Origin of the sequence: Rhizobium freirei PRF 81, from assembly GCF_000359745.1 — a bacterium.
Lineage (GTDB): Bacteria > Pseudomonadota > Alphaproteobacteria > Rhizobiales > Rhizobiaceae > Rhizobium > Rhizobium freirei.
Map to the genome: position 1 here is coordinate 126,384 of NZ_AQHN01000054.1, position 15,357 is coordinate 141,740.

Below are 15,357 nucleotides of genomic sequence, written 5' to 3' on the forward strand. Positions count from 1 at the left end.
GAACAGAAGATTTTCATGCGAGACTTTCAAGTCATCATCGTCGGCGCAGGCCTTGGGGGCCCGTGCCTTGCACAGGGATTGAAGCGTGCCGGTATCGGTTTCGATGTTTACGAGCGCGATGCGGCGCCCGATAGCCGCGTCCCGGGATATCGCATCCGGATAGACGCCGGCGGGCAAAGGGCACTGTCCGCCTGCTTGCCTCCCGGGCTCTTCGGCCTGTTTAGAGCGACAGCCTCGGTCAGCCCGTCGGCCGGACGCTTCCTGACACCGCAACTCTTGCCCGTCACGGGGCGCACGCCGGAGAGCTGGGATACGGACGAAGAGGAGGATGCGGGCGACCTGAGCGTCAACCGCCAGACCCTGCGTGAAATCCTGCTAACGGGAATAGAGGAACACGTTCATTTCGGACATGGCTTCACCTTCTACCGCTGCATGGATGACGCCTCCGTGGAAGCCTCATTCGAAGGTCTGCCGCCGATATCCTGCAGCCTGCTGGTCGGCGCGGACGGTGTGAATTCGCAGGTACGTCAGCAGCTGGCACCCTATGCCGTGCCCACGGATACGGGGTCGATATGCCTCTACGGCAAGATCGAGCTGCCGCTGGCGGCCGGTTCCGACCATTTCTGCGACGGCACCACCGTTGTATTTGCCGATGGTTGCACTGCGATCTTCGATCCTATGCGTTTCCAGGAGGATTTTCCCAGTCTTGCCGCTCGTTTCGCTCCGGATTGCAATCTCACGCCAATGGTCGATTACCTCTATTGGGCGCTGATCGGCCCTCGCCAACGGTTCGGCTTTGAGGAATACGATCATGTACAGGACCTGCCGATCCTATTGCGAACGGCAATGCGCGGCTGGCACCCGGATCTCAGGCAGGTCATCAGCCGAAGCGAGCCCTCAGCCGTGGCCGCGCTGCCCATCCGCAGCGGCCGTCCAGAGGTTTTATGGCCATTTGGCCCGGTCACGCTTCTGGGGGATGCGATCCACGCCATGAGCCCCGCCGGCGGGCTTGGGGCAAACACGGCGCTCGAAGATGCCCGCGTGCTCTCAGAAACTCTCGGCAACACCAGGGCGCAACCGGTGAATGTCGCGTTGCTCGACTACGAGGCCAACATGCGTGAGCGGGCCACCCGCGCGATCGCCGCCTCCGAACGTGGCGCTGCGATGCTATTCGAAAATCTCGCCTGAGGAAAAGACCATGACAATCGACGCAACCACCTTCACCTTTCACGACGTTTCCCTGTGGCCGATCGTCCGTCAGAGCGCCGGGTCTGTACGGCCGGGCTATGCGGAACAATGGGAACGGGAGATGGATTCCCTCCTCGCCATCTCCATGCCCTTCGTCGTGATCATGGAGGGTGGTCAACCGGACGAGGACCACGAGGATCGCAAGGCGAGAGGCATCTGGCTCAAGAGGAACAAGACGGCTCTCGTTACGGTCTGCAGGGCCGTCATCGGGATCGAGGCCAGCGCCATCAAGCGGGCGGCGATCCAGGTGCAGATGAGCCTCGCGACCAAAGCGTTCGGCACAAGGATGGAGATCGTTGCCTCACAACAGGAGGCTTTCGAACTCGCCGTGCAAATCCTCCAGGGAAAGGAAGGCGGTGCGGATAGCTGATCTCTGCCCGCTCGGCGATATACTCGCCCCCAAAGGCGTGCGGCCTTTGCGATCGTCATGATGCGGAGCGACGCCAGAGCGGCGCAGCCGTCCATCCCAGTTCCGGCGCTATCTTCGTCACGAAGTCATGGAGGATCTGCCGGTATTCCTCGTCGTGAAACTCATAGGGCAGCTCCAGTCGAAATTCACTGACATAGGGCAGGATCGGATCCGCATATAGACGTTCGAGAATTTCGTCCGACGTGCCGACAAGATCGCGGGCAAAGAGCGTTCGCCGCTCGCCTTGCGGCGAAAGCGTGCGCTCATAGCGGCCTGCGGCATAATCCGTGTAGCGCTTACGCGTCACGGCATCGGCGCTGTCGAACGGCACGATGACGCGGCCGAGCGCCACCCGCCTCGCATCGCCGCCGGAGGCACGGTAGGCGTCGAGTTGCCGGGATTGGGCCACGAAGAAATCGTCGGTCTCCTCACCGGTCGTCACATTGCCGATCAGAAGATTGAAGCCGTTGCGGCCGGCCCATTCGGCCGAGCGCAGCGATCCGCCGCCATACCAGATGCGGTCGATCAGTCCTTTTGCGTAGGGCTGAAGCCGCGGGCGCTGCGGGCCGAAGGGCGTCTTGATGACCGTATGCTGATCGCCGACATAAGCCCCCCGAAGATTATCGGCGAACCTCAGCACCCTCTGATGGGAGAAATCATGGTTCTCCCAATCGCCATCGAACGCGAGCGGACCGATGAGGTCGGCATGCAAGGGACGCCCCGCGCTCAGCCCGATATTCAGCCGTTCGCGCGAAAGGACATCCACCGTCGCAAGATCCTCCGCAAGCCGATAGGGGCTTTCGTAGCCGATCGGAATGACGGCGGTGCCAAGCTCGATGTGGCGCGTGCGCTGCGTTGCCGCCGCGAGAAAGGCGCTCGCCGAGGAAATACCTGGTTCGAGATGCCGCTGTCGAACCCAGGCGCTATCGAACCCTGTCAGCTCGCCATGCTCCAGAAGCTGAAGGGTCTGTTCAAGGCCGACTAAAGGATCCTCATCGGGGTAGTTGCCCGGCGTGAGGAAGCCGATATGGCTGATCGATGGGGCGGGATGGCTCATCGCACTGTCTCCTCAAAACTTCGGCAAGCCGGGCGGGTTGGTTTCCGATTGCGGCAGCGCTTCCTCCGCGAGGTGCCAGTGATCGAGGATCCTGGCATAGGTGCCGTCCTTGATCAGTCCGTTCGTCGCAGCCGTGAGCGCGGCCGCAAGGCCGCTTCCCTTGCGGGTGGCGATCGCAACATCGGAGCGATCCGGCCAGCCGGCGCTCAGAGTGCCGACGCGTTTGATGTTCTTGTCGCGCTCAGCGATATAGACGAGTTGTGCGTGCGGCTGCACGATGACGTCGGCACGATCCGAACGGAGCGCCAACAGGCTCGCTGCATCGTCGTCGTAATATTGCAGCTCTATCGGCCTCAGCCCGGCTTTGACGTCCTCATCGCTCCACTTTACCAGGATGCGCTCCTGGTTCGTGCCTGCGCCGACGATGATCCTCAGTCCCGCCGCATCCTTCGGCTCCCTGATGGCGGCGATGGTGCTGTTGGTCCTCACGAAAAACCCGTGCAGGCCCTGGCGATAGGTGGAGAAATCAAACTTCTCCTTGCGCTGTTCGGTGACGCCGACGTTGGAGATGACGGCGTCGTATTTGCCCGATGTCAGGCCGAGCGGCCAGTCGATCCAGGCAACGGGGACGAGTTCCAGCGTCAATCCGAGCGCATCGGCAACGGCGGAAGCATAATCTGGGTCAGCACCGACGACCGTCTTTGCGTCTGTCGCGTAAGTGGCAAGCGGCGGTCCGCCGGGAGCGACGGCCACGGTGAATTTGCCCGGCGTTACGAACTTGAAGTCCTTGGAGATGGCGGCAATCGCCGCCTCGTTCTTGGTCGCATGGACACGTCCCGGCTGTTCGGGACTAAGATCAAAGTCTTCGGCCGCTCCCGCGGGAGCAAAGCCGATCAAGGCGGCCGCCGCAAACGCTGCAAGCGTGGTTCTGAAGGCAGGAAGGATCGTCACTGAAATTGTATCTCCATGGCAGAAGGATGGGAGCGGACCGGCACAGGCCCCACCGGCGCCGATCCGCCCGGCCAACATCACGAACCGCTCTTCGGCAGGCCCGCAGGGTTGGTCTTGGATTGATCGACGGCTTCGGCATTCAGGCTCCAGTGCTTCAACACCTCGCCATACTTGCCGCTCTTGATCAGATCGTTGAGGGCAAGCGTCAGCGCATCGGCAAGCCCGGCCCCCTTCTTCGTCGTAACGGCGATTTCAGCTGTTATCGGCCAACCTCCCGAAACGGTGCCGACAAGCTTCCTTGTGCCGTTGATGGCGGCTTTATAGGCCTGTGTCGCATTCGGATTGAACTCGACATCGGCGCGACCCGATTGCAGGGCTAGATCGGCGGCGGCGCGGTCATCGAAATACTGCACCTCGATCGGCTTCAGGCCGGCCGCCACGTTCTGCCGGTCCCATTCGAGAATGATCTTCTCCTGGTTCGTGCCGGCTCCCGTGATCACCTTGAGACCCGCGACATCCTTGGGCTCCTTGATTTCGGTGATCTTGCTGTCGGCCTTCACGTAGAAGCCGAGCACATCCCTTCGGTAGGTGGAGAAATCGAATTTCAGCTTGCGCTCCTCGGTGACCGTCACATTGGAGATGACGGCATCATACTTGCCGGAAGAAACGCCGAGTGGCCAATCTTCCCAGGCAACCGGCACCAACTCAAGCTTCAGGCCGAGGGAGTCGGCGATCAACTGCGCGATATCGGGATCGGCGCCGACGACGGTCTTCGCATCGGTGGCGTAGGTGGTGATCGGCGGATCCCAAGGATTGATGGCCACCGTGAACTTGCCGGGATTGACGAACTTGAAGCCGGACGCAATGGCCTTGACGGCGGCTTCGTCCCTCTCTGCCCTGACACGATTGGACGTATCGGGGCTCAGGTTGAATTTTTCGGCCGCACCGGCCGGCGCGCAGCTCATGGCGACTGCCGTGATAACGCCCGCCAGCACATATTTCGCTATATCAAAGAATGCCATGTCCCTTCTCCATTTCATCTTTAGGTTGTTGCGATTGTCGTTATTGTCCGAATGCCGCCGGGGCTCGGCATTTTTCACCAGCTTGGGTCTGCTAGAGAACCTTGGCGAGGAATTCGCGCGTACGCGGATGCCTCGCATCGTTGAGGATCTGCGCCGGGGCGCCGGCCTCGATGACATGGCCGCCCTCCATGAAGACGACCGTGTCGGCGACTTCGCGGGCGAAGCCGATCTCGTGCGTGACGATCACAAGGGTCGTACCGGTGCGGGCAAGCTCCTTGATCACGTCGAGCACCTCGCCGACCAACTCGGGATCGAGAGCCGAGGTCGGCTCGTCGAAGAGAAGAACCTTCGGCCTCAGCGCCAAGGCGCGGGCAATCGCGACACGCTGCTGCTGGCCGCCGGAAAGCTGACGGGGATAGGCGTCGATCTTGTCGCCGAGGCCGACCCGGGCGAGCAGTTCCTGCGCGAAGGCGACCGCCGCCTCCCGGCTGACGCCACGCACCTGGATCGGCGCCTCGATGAGATTTTCCAGAACGGTCAGGTGCGGGAAGAGATTGAAGCTCTGGAAAACCATGCCGATGTCGGTGCGGCGCTTCAGAATGTCCTTCTCCTTCAGCTCATAGAGCACCTCGCCCTTCTGGGTGTAGCCGACAAGCTCGCCATCCACCGAGATGAAACCGCTATCGACGCGCTCGAGATGATTGATGGAACGCAGCAGAGTGGACTTTCCCGAACCCGACGGGCCGATAATGGCCGTCACGCTGCCGGCCGTTAGGTTGAGTTCGATATTGTCGAGAACTTTCAGCGTGCCGAAGCTCTTCGAAATTCCATGGATGCGCACGGCTCCACCCTTGGCACGAAGACCGGCCGCACTCCGAAAGGTCGCAAGCCTCGAACTATCGGCCGCGACGGCAGCCACGGGCAGCGGTCGGCGGAAGCGCTGGAAAAATGCCTGGAAGGGCAACGGCGTCGGATTGCGCACCGCGCCCTTGGAAAAATAGCGCTCGATATAGTGCTGGATGACCGACAGGACCGTCATGATGACGAGATACCAGACCGTCGCCACCATTAGCAGCGGAATGACTTCCAGATTGCGGCGGTAGATGACCTGTACCGTGTAGAAGAGTTCCGGCAGGGCCAGCACGTAGACCATGGATGTACTCTTGGCGAGACCGATGATCTCGTTGAAGCCTGTGGGAAGGATCGAGCGCATGGCCTGCGGCAGCACGATGCGGGACGCCTGGCGCCGGCGCGGCAAGCCGAGCGCGGCGGCTGCTTCCAGCTGCCCTTGGTCGACCGAGAGGATGCCGCCGCGAACGATTTCCGCAAAGAAGGCCGACTGATTCAGCGTCAGCCCGAGAAAGGCCGCTGCAAAGGGCGTCAGAAGCTGCGTTGTCGGGTAATTGAACAGGACCTTGTCGGTAAACGGCACACCGATAGCAATAGTTTCATAGAGATAGCCGAGATTGTTGAGAACCAGAAGCAACACGATCATCGGGATCGAACGCAGCAACCATATATAGCCCCAGGAGAGACTGGACAGCAGCGGCGATTTCGACACGCGCGCCAGAGCCAAAACCGTTCCGAGAACGGAGCCGAAAACGGCCGCAAGCGCCGTCAGAAGCAGCGTCCTGCCGAGACCAACAAGCACCGGTTCGGCAAAAAACCAATCCGCGAACACACCCCATCCCCAGCGCGGATTGGTGAAGGTGGAATAGAGAACGGCGGCGAGAACCAATGCCGCAAAGATCGTCCCCGCGGTACGGCCGGGATGCCGAGCCGCCACGATGCGATAGCGTGCGTAATCCGTCTTCGCTTCACTTGTTTCAGCGGCCGGTTTGATATCAGCAAAATCCGTCGTCAGTGCCATGATGCTTGCCCCTTATGATTGTCGTTGCTTCATTCCGCCGTCATCTCCCGGCGACGGCCAACCGCTGCTGCGACCCGGACGTCTCGGGGGAATAGGACAGCGCCAGATGGCTGACGTCCTTTTCGAAAGGCAGGCTCTTGTAGATTTCCGGATCGACCGATGTGTCGAATAGCGCCGTGTATCCATTGTTCAGATAAAGGCCCACGGCCTCGGGCTGGCGAAAACCGGTGGTCAGATAGATGCGCTCATAGCCCTGGCGCGCGGCTTGCAACTCCAGCTCCACGAGCAGCTTGCGCGCCAGCCCCTGACGCCGCAGATCGTGCCGCGTCCAGATACGTTTGAATTCCGCGGTCCGGTCGTCATAGTGCTTGAAAGCGCCGCCACCGATTGTCTCCCCGTCGCGCAGCAGAAGCAGGAAGTTGCCGTGCGGTGGCGCAAAGGCTTCCGGCGGATAGCGGTTCAGCTCAGCGGCCGCACCGTCGGCGTTGAAATAGGTGCCGTAACGGCTGTCATATTCGAAAATCAGCTCATCGATCAGCGGCTTGGCGCGGGGATCTAACGTGGTCGTGTAGAGAAACGTATCGCTCATGTCGTTCGTCACCTGTGGTCATCCGCAAGGAAAGTTTCGGCGAGCCGCACCCAGTAGCGGGCAGCGGGCGCGATGATGGCGTCGTTGAAATTGTATTGGGCGCTGTGCAGCGGGGCGCTGTCGCCATTGCCGACGAAGAGATAGCTGCCGGGCTTCGCCTCCAGCATGAAGGCGAAATCCTCGCTGGCCGTCCGCGGCCGGAAATCCGCGACCACGGCCGCTGGCCCGAGCGCCTGCAGGGCGACGCTTCGCGCGAAGTCGGTCTCATCGACATGATTGACTAGGGCAGGAAAGCCGAGGCGGTAATTGACGTCGGCCACAGCACCAAAGCTCTCGGCCTGCGCCTGGGCGAGCGCCGGTATGCGCTCCTGAAGCTTTGCCCGCACCTGTTCGCTAAAAGCGCGCATGGTGAGCTTCAGCTCGACACTTTCGGGAATGACATTCGACGCGGAACCCGCATGAATGGAGCCGACCGTTGCAACGGCCATGTCCTGCGGATCGATGTTGCGGGATACAACGCTTTGCAGCGCCGTGATGAAGGAGGCAGACGCCAGCACGGGGTCTACTGCGCGATGCGGCTCGGCGCCGTGCCCGCCCTGGCCGACGATCTTGATGACCGCCTGGTCGACCGAAGCCATCGCGGGGCCTGCAACGAAGCCGAACTGCCCCGTTGGGACTCCGGGCCAATTATGCAGACCGAAGACAGCATCGACCGGAAAGCGCTCGAAAAGCCCTTCCGACAGCATCTTGCGGGCACCTGCGCCTATCTCTTCGGCGGGTTGGAAAATCAATCGAAGCGTACCGCTGAAACTACCGCTTTCGACGAGATAGCGGGCAGCAGCGAGCAGGATCGACGTGTGCCCATCATGGCCGCAAGCGTGCATGACGCCGGGATTGCTGCTGGCATAATCGAGCCCGGTCGCCTCCTCAATGGGCAGCGCATCCATATCGGCACGAATGCCGAGGCTGCGCTGCCCATCGCCCCGCTTAAACGTTGCGACAACGCCGGTTCCGGCGATGCCCGTTGCGACCTCATAGCCCCAATCCGCAAGCAGCGACGCTACTTTCTTGGCAGTCCGATGCTCCTGAAAGGCGAGCTCGGGATATTGGTGCAGGTCATGGCGCAGCGCGATGATTTCATCGAGATGGACGGCAATGCCCCTCTCGATAGGGTCGTTGATCAAATCAGCCTTGATGATGGCGTTCATCGTGATCGTCCGGGCTCAGGCGCCAACGGCCTTTGCGGGTTCGATCTGATCGGATTGCGCCGCATAGCGGCTTTCGCGGAACGGCAAGCCAAGGTGGTCGCGGAGCGTCTCGCCCTTCAGCTGCGGATCGAAATAGCCGCGCTCGGTGAGGATCGGCAGGACATGCTTGGAAAAATCATCGAAGCCTTCGCCGATGACCGGAAAGCCAAGGATGAAGCCGTCAGCACCTTCCTCGTCCACCCAGCGGATGATTTCATCGGCAATATGCTGGGCGGTTCCGATGAAGGAGGTGCGCGGCGTTGCCGCATCGAGGGCGACTTCACGCAAGGTGAGGCCCTTTTCCCGCGCAGTCTTCTTGATGCGATCGGTCGTGGCGCGAAAATTGTTGCGGCCGATATCGCCGAGATCGGGGAACTGTTCATCCAGCGGATAGGCGCGGAAATCGTGATGATCGAAGAAGCGGCCGAGATAGGCCAATGCTTCGTCGATGGTGACGAGATCGCGGATTTGCCGGTATTTGGTATCCGCCTCCTCCTGCGTCGCACCGACGATCGGACCGATGCCCGGGAAGATGCCGACGTCGGCCGCGCTGCGGCCATGCGCGATCGCGCTCTGCTTCACCTGTTTGTAGAACACCTTGGCATCTTCGAGCGGTCCGCCATTGGTGAAGACGGCATCGGCGTGCTTGCCGGCGAGCCGGATGCCGGAATCGGAGGCGCCGGCCTGGAACACGACCGGCTGCCCCTGCTTGGAGCGGCTGATGTTCAAAGGGCCTTCGATGCGGAAGAAACGCCCCTTGTGGTTCAGGCGATGCAGCTTGGTCTTGTCGGCATAGACACCCGCTTCACGGTCCCGCACGAAGGCATCGTCGTCCCAGGAGTCCCACAGGCCCTTGATGGCATCGAGATATTCGTCGGCGATCTCGTAGCGCAGCTCATGCTCGGGATGTTCGCGGCTGTAGTTGCGGCCGGAACCTTCCAGCGGCGAGGTCACGGCATTCCAGCCGGCGCGGCCGCCACTGATAAGGTCGAGCGAGGCGAATTGGCGGGCGATGGTGAAGGGATCGCTGTAGGATGTCGAAACCGTACCAACCAGACCGAGCTTCGTCGTATAGGCGGCAAGCGCCGAAAGGATCGTCAGCGGCTCGAACCGGTTGAGGAAATGCGGGATCGACTGTTCATTGATGTAGAGCCCGTCGGCGACGAAGGCAAAGGCAACGCCGGCCTCCTCCGCCTTGCGGGCCGTCCTGACGAAAAAGTCCAGATTGGTGCTGGCATCGGCCGGGACGCTCGGATGCTTCCAGGCGTTCATATGACCGCCCGGACCCTGCAGCATGATACCGAAAGTGACGTGTTTCTGAGCCATGATTGATCCTCCTGGGACAGGCCGTTCAGGCAACGAGGGAAAGACGCTCTTTGGCGAGCAATTCGATCGAGGCGAGCCGCTCGGCCGCTGTCAGCGCCGGTGTGTCGAGTACGAACTCCTCAACGCCGTAGCTGCGATGCAGCGTGTCGAGTTCGGCGCGAATCTGAGCAGCCGTGCCATGCAGGACGCTCGGCACCTTCTCTTCGGTGCGATAATCAGTGACGCCGGCCTGGCGGGCGTATTCCGCCGCCTGTTCCTGACTGCCGACATTGACAGTCTGGCCGTTCGGCAGGAAAAGCCTGACTATGCGAAGCTGGCCGACACGCTCGCGGGCATGGGCCTCGCTTTCGGCAGCAAAGGCAGCCAGCGCCAGGATCGGAACCTTGCCACCCGTCGCACGCTCATAAGCTTCGAAGGTCTTACGCAGGTTTTCAGGATCGCCGTTCAGATGACCGGCAAAAACCAGCGTCCAACCTTTTTCGGCCGCAAGCTCAGCGCTCTCAACGCTGGCGCCGAGAAGGAAGCGCTCTGCCGGACGGGGCGGAAAGGGTGCCGCAAGGACACCTTCGGAGTCTGAATCGGCAGCGAGATAGCGATTGAGATCGGAAAGCTGCTCGGCAAAGCTCGGCTTTTTTTGGGGGTCGATGGCGACCTGTAGCGCACGCGTCGACAATGGGAAGCCGCCCGGCGCCTTGCCGACACCAAGGTCGATGCGGCCAGGCGCGAGCGAGGCCAGAAGATTGAACGCCTCGGCAACCTTGTAGGCGCTGTAGTGCTGCAGCATCACGCCGCCGGAGCCGATACGGATCTTCGAGGTTCTGGCGATGAGATAGGCGATCAGCACTTCCGGCGCCGAACTCGCAAGGTTCGCCATATTGTGATGTTCGGCAACCCAGAAGCGGTGATAGCCGAGCTCTTCGGCTCTGACGGCCAATCGCGTCGTGACACCGAGTGCATCGGTGGCGCTAAGCCCCTGCCCGATCGGGCTCTTGTCGAGAAGGCTGAGAAGATAAGACATGCCGTTCCGTTTCATTCCTATTTGCGCCAATGCCGACCATTGACGCTATAGTCTATAAAAAGCATAGATTTTAAGGAATTTAAGAAACAGTGTTCTTTTTGTTCGGCCGCAAGCGGAAAAAATAAGCAGTTGATCATATGAGTGGATGGGGCGGCAACAAATGTCACCAGACTGGGGTTAGGCGACAACTTGCGCCTTTAGAAAGGTCACATATCGCCAAAAGGCCGCATTTTGATGGCTCGCAGCCAAAGCGGCCGACAACTACGCACCAATCACTAGACGGGCGATTGCGCCGCTCACTCGGTTCAAGCTCGAAGATTCAATTGCCGAGCGCGGTCTCGATCTAATCGGGAAGAAAGACGCGATCCGGGAGCGCGATCTGCGGGCGCAGTTTCAAGGGCTTCTGAGAGGTTGTGAAGTCCTGCAGGGGCATGATCCGGAGATCGCCCGCAGTATGGCTCGTCTTCTCGGCTACGGTCCCCTCCGCCGTACCTGGCCTCCTAACGAAAACGCCAAGGAACCTGCGTACGGACATTATCCATGGGTTGCAGCCTCATCGCCGGTGACGGGCATTCCGATTGCGGCGGTAAAGATGAGAGATTGAGAACTCGTGCAGTCCTCCACCGAAGGTGGAGGTTTATCTTGCTCGCAAAAATCGCGGCCACTCTGGCCGCGATCTCAGATTTTCGGTCGGCCAATTGCTTATTGGCCGCTCTGCATGGGCAAGATCAAAACTCTTCCCACGACGTCGTTGCCGCCGCAGCTCCACCGGAGCCTCCGAAGGCGCCGGCAATCCTGGCCCGTAGCGAACGCGCCGGCGAAGCGGCGGGGCTGGACTGCTCCGTCACGGCGGCGGGCCGCGCCTGGCTGCGGCTGCCTTGAACAGCGAACTGACCAAGGAGGTCGTTCAATGCCGAGACTTCCTTGCCAAGACTGTAGCTGGCGGCGGTGGATTCCTCGACCATGGCAGCATTCTGCTGCGTTCCCTGGTCGATAGTGTTGACCGCAGTGTTGATTTCCTGCAACCCGGTCGCCTGCTCGCGCGCAGCCTCGACGATGGCGCGGACATTGCCATCGATCTCTTCCACCTCCTTGACGATCTGCTGAAGCGATTGCCCCGTTCTGGTGACAAGATCGACGCCGCTGTCGACCTGCTGGCCGGACGTCGAAATCAGCGCCTTGATCTCCTTGGCCGCCTTGGCCGAACGTTGTGCGAGTTCCCGCACTTCCTGGGCGACAACGGCAAACCCCTTGCCGGCTTCGCCTGCGCGGGCCGCTTCCACCCCGGCATTGAGGGCAAGCAGATTGGTCTGGAAAGCAATATCGTCGATGACGCCGATGATGTTGCTGATCTCGCTGGATGACTTCGAGATCGCTTCCATGGCGGCAATCGCTTCGCGCATGACTTCACCGGACTTCTGGGCACCGATCCGCGCGCGCCCAACCAACGAGCTCGCTTCCTCTGCCCGGCGGGTGGAATCCTTGACGGTGGTGGTGATTTCCTCCAGCGCTGCAGCGGTCTCCTCGACGGAGGCTGCCTGCTGTTCGGTACGCTTTGAGAGATCGTCGGCCGCAGAGCGGATCTGGCTGGCGCCAGCTGCAATGGCCTGGCCGCCCTGCCCAACGGCGCGCAACGTTTCCTCGAGCTTTGCCATCGACGTGTTGAAATTCGTCCTCAGCTGGTCGAGATGAGCCACGAAGGACTTCTCAATGCGATACACCAGGTTGCCGTTCGAAAGCTCGGCCAAGCCGCTCGCCAAGCTGTCGACGGCGAATTGCGCATCTGCAGCGTCCTTGGCCTTCTGCGCTTCGCGCTCGAGCCTTTCCTTCTCCGAGAGGCTCCGGCCAGCGGCGGTTTCCTGCTCCAGCCGGATGCGTTCGATCGCGTTGTCACGGAAGACCGAGACAGCGGCGGCCATCTGGCCGACTTCGTCGTGACGCCCGATGCCGGCGATCTGCTCATCCGTGTTGCCATTGGCCAGAGACGCCATGCGGGCACGCAACCGCTCGATGGGAGTGGTGATGCCACGGGCGGAAACGAGAATTGCGATGAGAATTGCAGCGGCGAACAAGACGCCGAGCGCAATCAGCGCATCGGTAATGGTATTGGCCGCGCGCTGGTCGAGCATATCGCTCTTAGCATTGATGGTCTTGTTGAACGTATCCAGCCACTGGCGAACCGCGACAACCTCGGCGTCGATCAGCGGATCCGCCTGCTTCAGGAGCTTGGAAGCTGTGTCATTTTCATCGACCAGTCCTGCCTTCACCGCCTTGTCCGTCAGTGCGATGATATCGTTGGCCTTGGTCGCAAGCTTATCCACGGCATCCGCTTCCGCCGGCATCATCTGCTTGACGTTCGCGAATCGCTCGAGAAGAACCTTCCTGTTCTCCTCATAGTTCTTCGAGAACTTCGCCATTTCCGGATCTTTCGAGCTATAGACCAGGATCTGGTAGGCATTATAGCTCAGTGCCGTTACCCGCTGGCTGGCCCTCGACATCTCCACAGCCGCCGCGCTGTCCTTCGAAATAAAATCCGAATAGGTGGCAACAGTGTCCTTGTACTGGCTCGATACAACAAGGACACCGGCGATCCCGATCAAACAGATCGGGATTATGATGGAGAGTACTTTCGTCCTGATTTTGGCATTTTGCAGAAATGACATGAAGTGCCTGCCCTTGATGAAGAGCCGACAATCGCGCGCACGCTGAAATGAGCGCCAGCGTCGATGATTGCCTGCCTTGGGATCGGGAGCATCGCAGAAAAAGAGCGTCCTGCTCACCGCTAACAGCGCTGCGACAAGAGAACACCACGATAGCCTGACGAAACGGTTAATATAGTTAGATATTACATAAATTTATTTATGATAAAAACTGAATATTAAAAGAAATAAATAAACGATAATCGCTGATTGCATTTAAATGCAAATTCAATTTTTACGATAAATATTCGACCTTGGCGATAAAATACTATACTTTAGGATGCTATATTGCGCAAAAACAATCAAGAAGTAAATAGTTATACTTTATTCAAACTCAACCTGAATTTATTTTTCCACTCATCCATTGAGACGCAAGATCGCCCAACTTGCGCCTTCGCACAGCCAACGACCCTCTTCAGCCTTTGCCGATCGTACTGAAGATTAGCAGCAACTCTCAATAATGGCATATTGACATAAATTTAGCCCAAGCTATGTTTTCTCGACGAGCTGGAGAAGCCCCATGACAGACTCGCTTGTCCGACAGACACTGTCGGAACGTACGGATACGCAGATCAGGGAAGTTTTGGCCGGACGGCGCAAAGGTTTCCGGTCCTTCCTTCTTTTTGCCGGTCCGGCGGTCATTGCCTCCATCGCCTATATGGACCCGGGCAATTTCGCGACCAATATCCAGGCAGGCTCCGGCTATGGCTATTCCCTGCTGTGGGTCGTGCTGGCGGCAAACCTGATCGCCATGCTCTTCCAGGCACTTTCGGCAAAACTCGGCATTGTCACCGGCCGCAATCTTGCCGAGCTCTGTCGTGACCAATTTTCGGCGCCCATTCGCTACGCGATGTGGGTCGTTAGCGAAGTCGCGGCCATGGCAACGGATCTTGCCGAATTCCTGGGCGGCGCGATCGGCTTGTCGCTGCTCTTCCACATGCCGCTTATCGTTGGTATGATAGTTACGGCAGTGGTGACATATGGCATTCTGCTGATGGAGAAACGCGGCTTCCGACCGATGGAACTGATCATCGGCGGGCTCGTTGCGATCATCAGCCTTTGCTACATCGCGGAGATGTTCATCGCGCCGGTTGCCTGGGGACAGGTAGCCCTCGGCACGATCCTGCCCTCGATCCCGGATTCCACGGCATTGACGATCGCCGTCGGCATTATCGGCGCGACGGTCATGCCGCATGCCGTCTACCTCCATTCCGGCCTTACCCAGCATCGCGCTCCGGGGCGAAACGACAATGAGCGGCGCAAGCTCGTGTTCTTCTCCAATTGGGAATGTGTGATCGCGCTTGCCGTCGCAGGCGCAGTCAATATGGCCATGGTGATCATGGCTTCGGCCGCGTTCCACACCGGCCATTTCGACGTTGCAGAGATCGAAAGCGCCTATCACACCCTCACCCCCCTGCTCGGCGGCGCCGCCGCGAGCATCTTCCTCATCTCGCTGATGGCCTCCGGCATCTCGTCTTCGGCGGTCGGCACCATGGCCGGGCAGATGATCATGCAGGGCTTCGTCGGCTTTCGTATTCCCGTCTGGCTGCGCCGGCTGGTGACAATGCTGCCGGCGTTCGTCGTGGTCCTCATGGGCGTCAATACCACCGAAGCGCTCGTCTACAGCCAGGTCGTCCTCTCCTTTGCACTGCCGATTCCGATGGTCGCTCTCGTCCTGTTCACCCGCAGCCGCGCCATCATGGGCAATTTCGCCAACGGCCGGCTGACCGACATCGCCGCCATCGTCGGGACGATCGTTATCCTCGGTCTGAACGCGATCCTGCTTCTGCAGACATTCGGCATTCCGATCCCAGGGCTCAGCAACGGCTGACCGCTAAGGCTATTGGGATTTCATAACGGTGTTGCATTATTTATAGGCGAGGCTAAATATCAATCACACGACTCTTAATCATGTGAAGGT

General features: G+C 60.0%; 12 protein-coding genes. 3 read left to right on the top strand and 9 right to left on the bottom strand.

Annotated elements, in window-relative coordinates:
• Positions 1-15: 15 nt before the first annotated feature.
• Positions 16-1,188: an FAD-dependent oxidoreductase gene (locus tag RHSP_RS09285; RefSeq protein WP_037150778.1), complete on the top strand. Its 1,173-nt coding sequence runs from the start codon at positions 16-18 to the stop codon at positions 1,186-1,188.
• A gap of 10 nt (positions 1,189-1,198) precedes the next feature.
• Positions 1,199-1,618 carry a hypothetical protein gene (locus RHSP_RS09290; RefSeq protein ID WP_004115318.1) on the top strand — a complete coding sequence of 140 codons (420 nt, stop codon included), beginning with the start codon at positions 1,199-1,201 and terminating at the stop codon, positions 1,616-1,618.
• A 55-nt stretch (positions 1,619-1,673) separates the two neighbouring features.
• On the opposite strand, the gene RHSP_RS09295 is transcribed toward RHSP_RS09290, so the two are convergent.
• From RHSP_RS09295 to RHSP_RS09345, 9 genes are all read right to left on the bottom strand, one after another.
• Positions 1,674-2,714: an LLM class flavin-dependent oxidoreductase gene (locus tag RHSP_RS09295; protein WP_004115321.1), complete on the bottom strand. Its 1,041-nt coding sequence runs from the start codon at positions 2,712-2,714 to the stop codon at positions 1,674-1,676.
• A gap of 12 nt (positions 2,715-2,726) precedes the next feature.
• The gene (locus RHSP_RS09300) at positions 2,727-3,665 is read right to left on the bottom strand and encodes an ABC transporter substrate-binding protein (protein ID WP_037150781.1); all 939 of its coding nucleotides are present in this window, start codon (positions 3,663-3,665) and stop codon (positions 2,727-2,729) included.
• Between the two features lie 77 nt (positions 3,666-3,742).
• Positions 3,743-4,687, bottom strand: coding sequence for an ABC transporter substrate-binding protein (locus RHSP_RS09305; RefSeq protein WP_004115330.1), 945 nt, complete (start codon positions 4,685-4,687; stop codon positions 3,743-3,745).
• Positions 4,688-4,778: 91 nt separating this feature from the next.
• On the bottom strand, positions 4,779-6,557 hold the full coding sequence (locus RHSP_RS35840; RefSeq protein ID WP_004115333.1) for an amino acid ABC transporter permease/ATP-binding protein: 1,779 nt from the start codon (positions 6,555-6,557) through the stop codon (positions 4,779-4,781).
• Between the two features lie 40 nt (positions 6,558-6,597).
• Entirely contained in the window at positions 6,598-7,146 is a 549-nt protein-coding gene (locus RHSP_RS09320) for a GNAT family N-acetyltransferase (protein ID WP_004115336.1), read from the bottom strand.
• An 8-nt stretch (positions 7,147-7,154) separates the two neighbouring features.
• Positions 7,155-8,354: a M20 aminoacylase family protein gene (locus RHSP_RS09325; RefSeq protein ID WP_037150803.1), complete on the bottom strand. Its 1,200-nt coding sequence runs from the start codon at positions 8,352-8,354 to the stop codon at positions 7,155-7,157.
• A gap of 15 nt (positions 8,355-8,369) precedes the next feature.
• Entirely contained in the window at positions 8,370-9,719 is a 1,350-nt protein-coding gene (locus tag RHSP_RS09330; protein ID WP_037150805.1) for an LLM class flavin-dependent oxidoreductase, read from the bottom strand.
• A gap of 25 nt (positions 9,720-9,744) precedes the next feature.
• Positions 9,745-10,737, bottom strand: coding sequence for an MsnO8 family LLM class oxidoreductase (locus RHSP_RS09335; RefSeq protein ID WP_004115345.1), 993 nt, complete (start codon positions 10,735-10,737; stop codon positions 9,745-9,747).
• Positions 10,738-11,465: 728 nt separating this feature from the next.
• On the bottom strand, positions 11,466-13,400 hold the full coding sequence (locus RHSP_RS09345) for a methyl-accepting chemotaxis protein (RefSeq protein ID WP_004115347.1): 1,935 nt from the start codon (positions 13,398-13,400) through the stop codon (positions 11,466-11,468).
• Between the two features lie 556 nt (positions 13,401-13,956).
• On the opposite strand from RHSP_RS09345, the gene RHSP_RS09350 reads away from it, so the two are divergent.
• The gene (locus RHSP_RS09350; protein ID WP_004115348.1) at positions 13,957-15,267 is read left to right on the top strand and encodes an Nramp family divalent metal transporter; all 1,311 of its coding nucleotides are present in this window, start codon (positions 13,957-13,959) and stop codon (positions 15,265-15,267) included.
• The last annotated feature ends 90 nt before the right edge of the window (positions 15,268-15,357 follow it).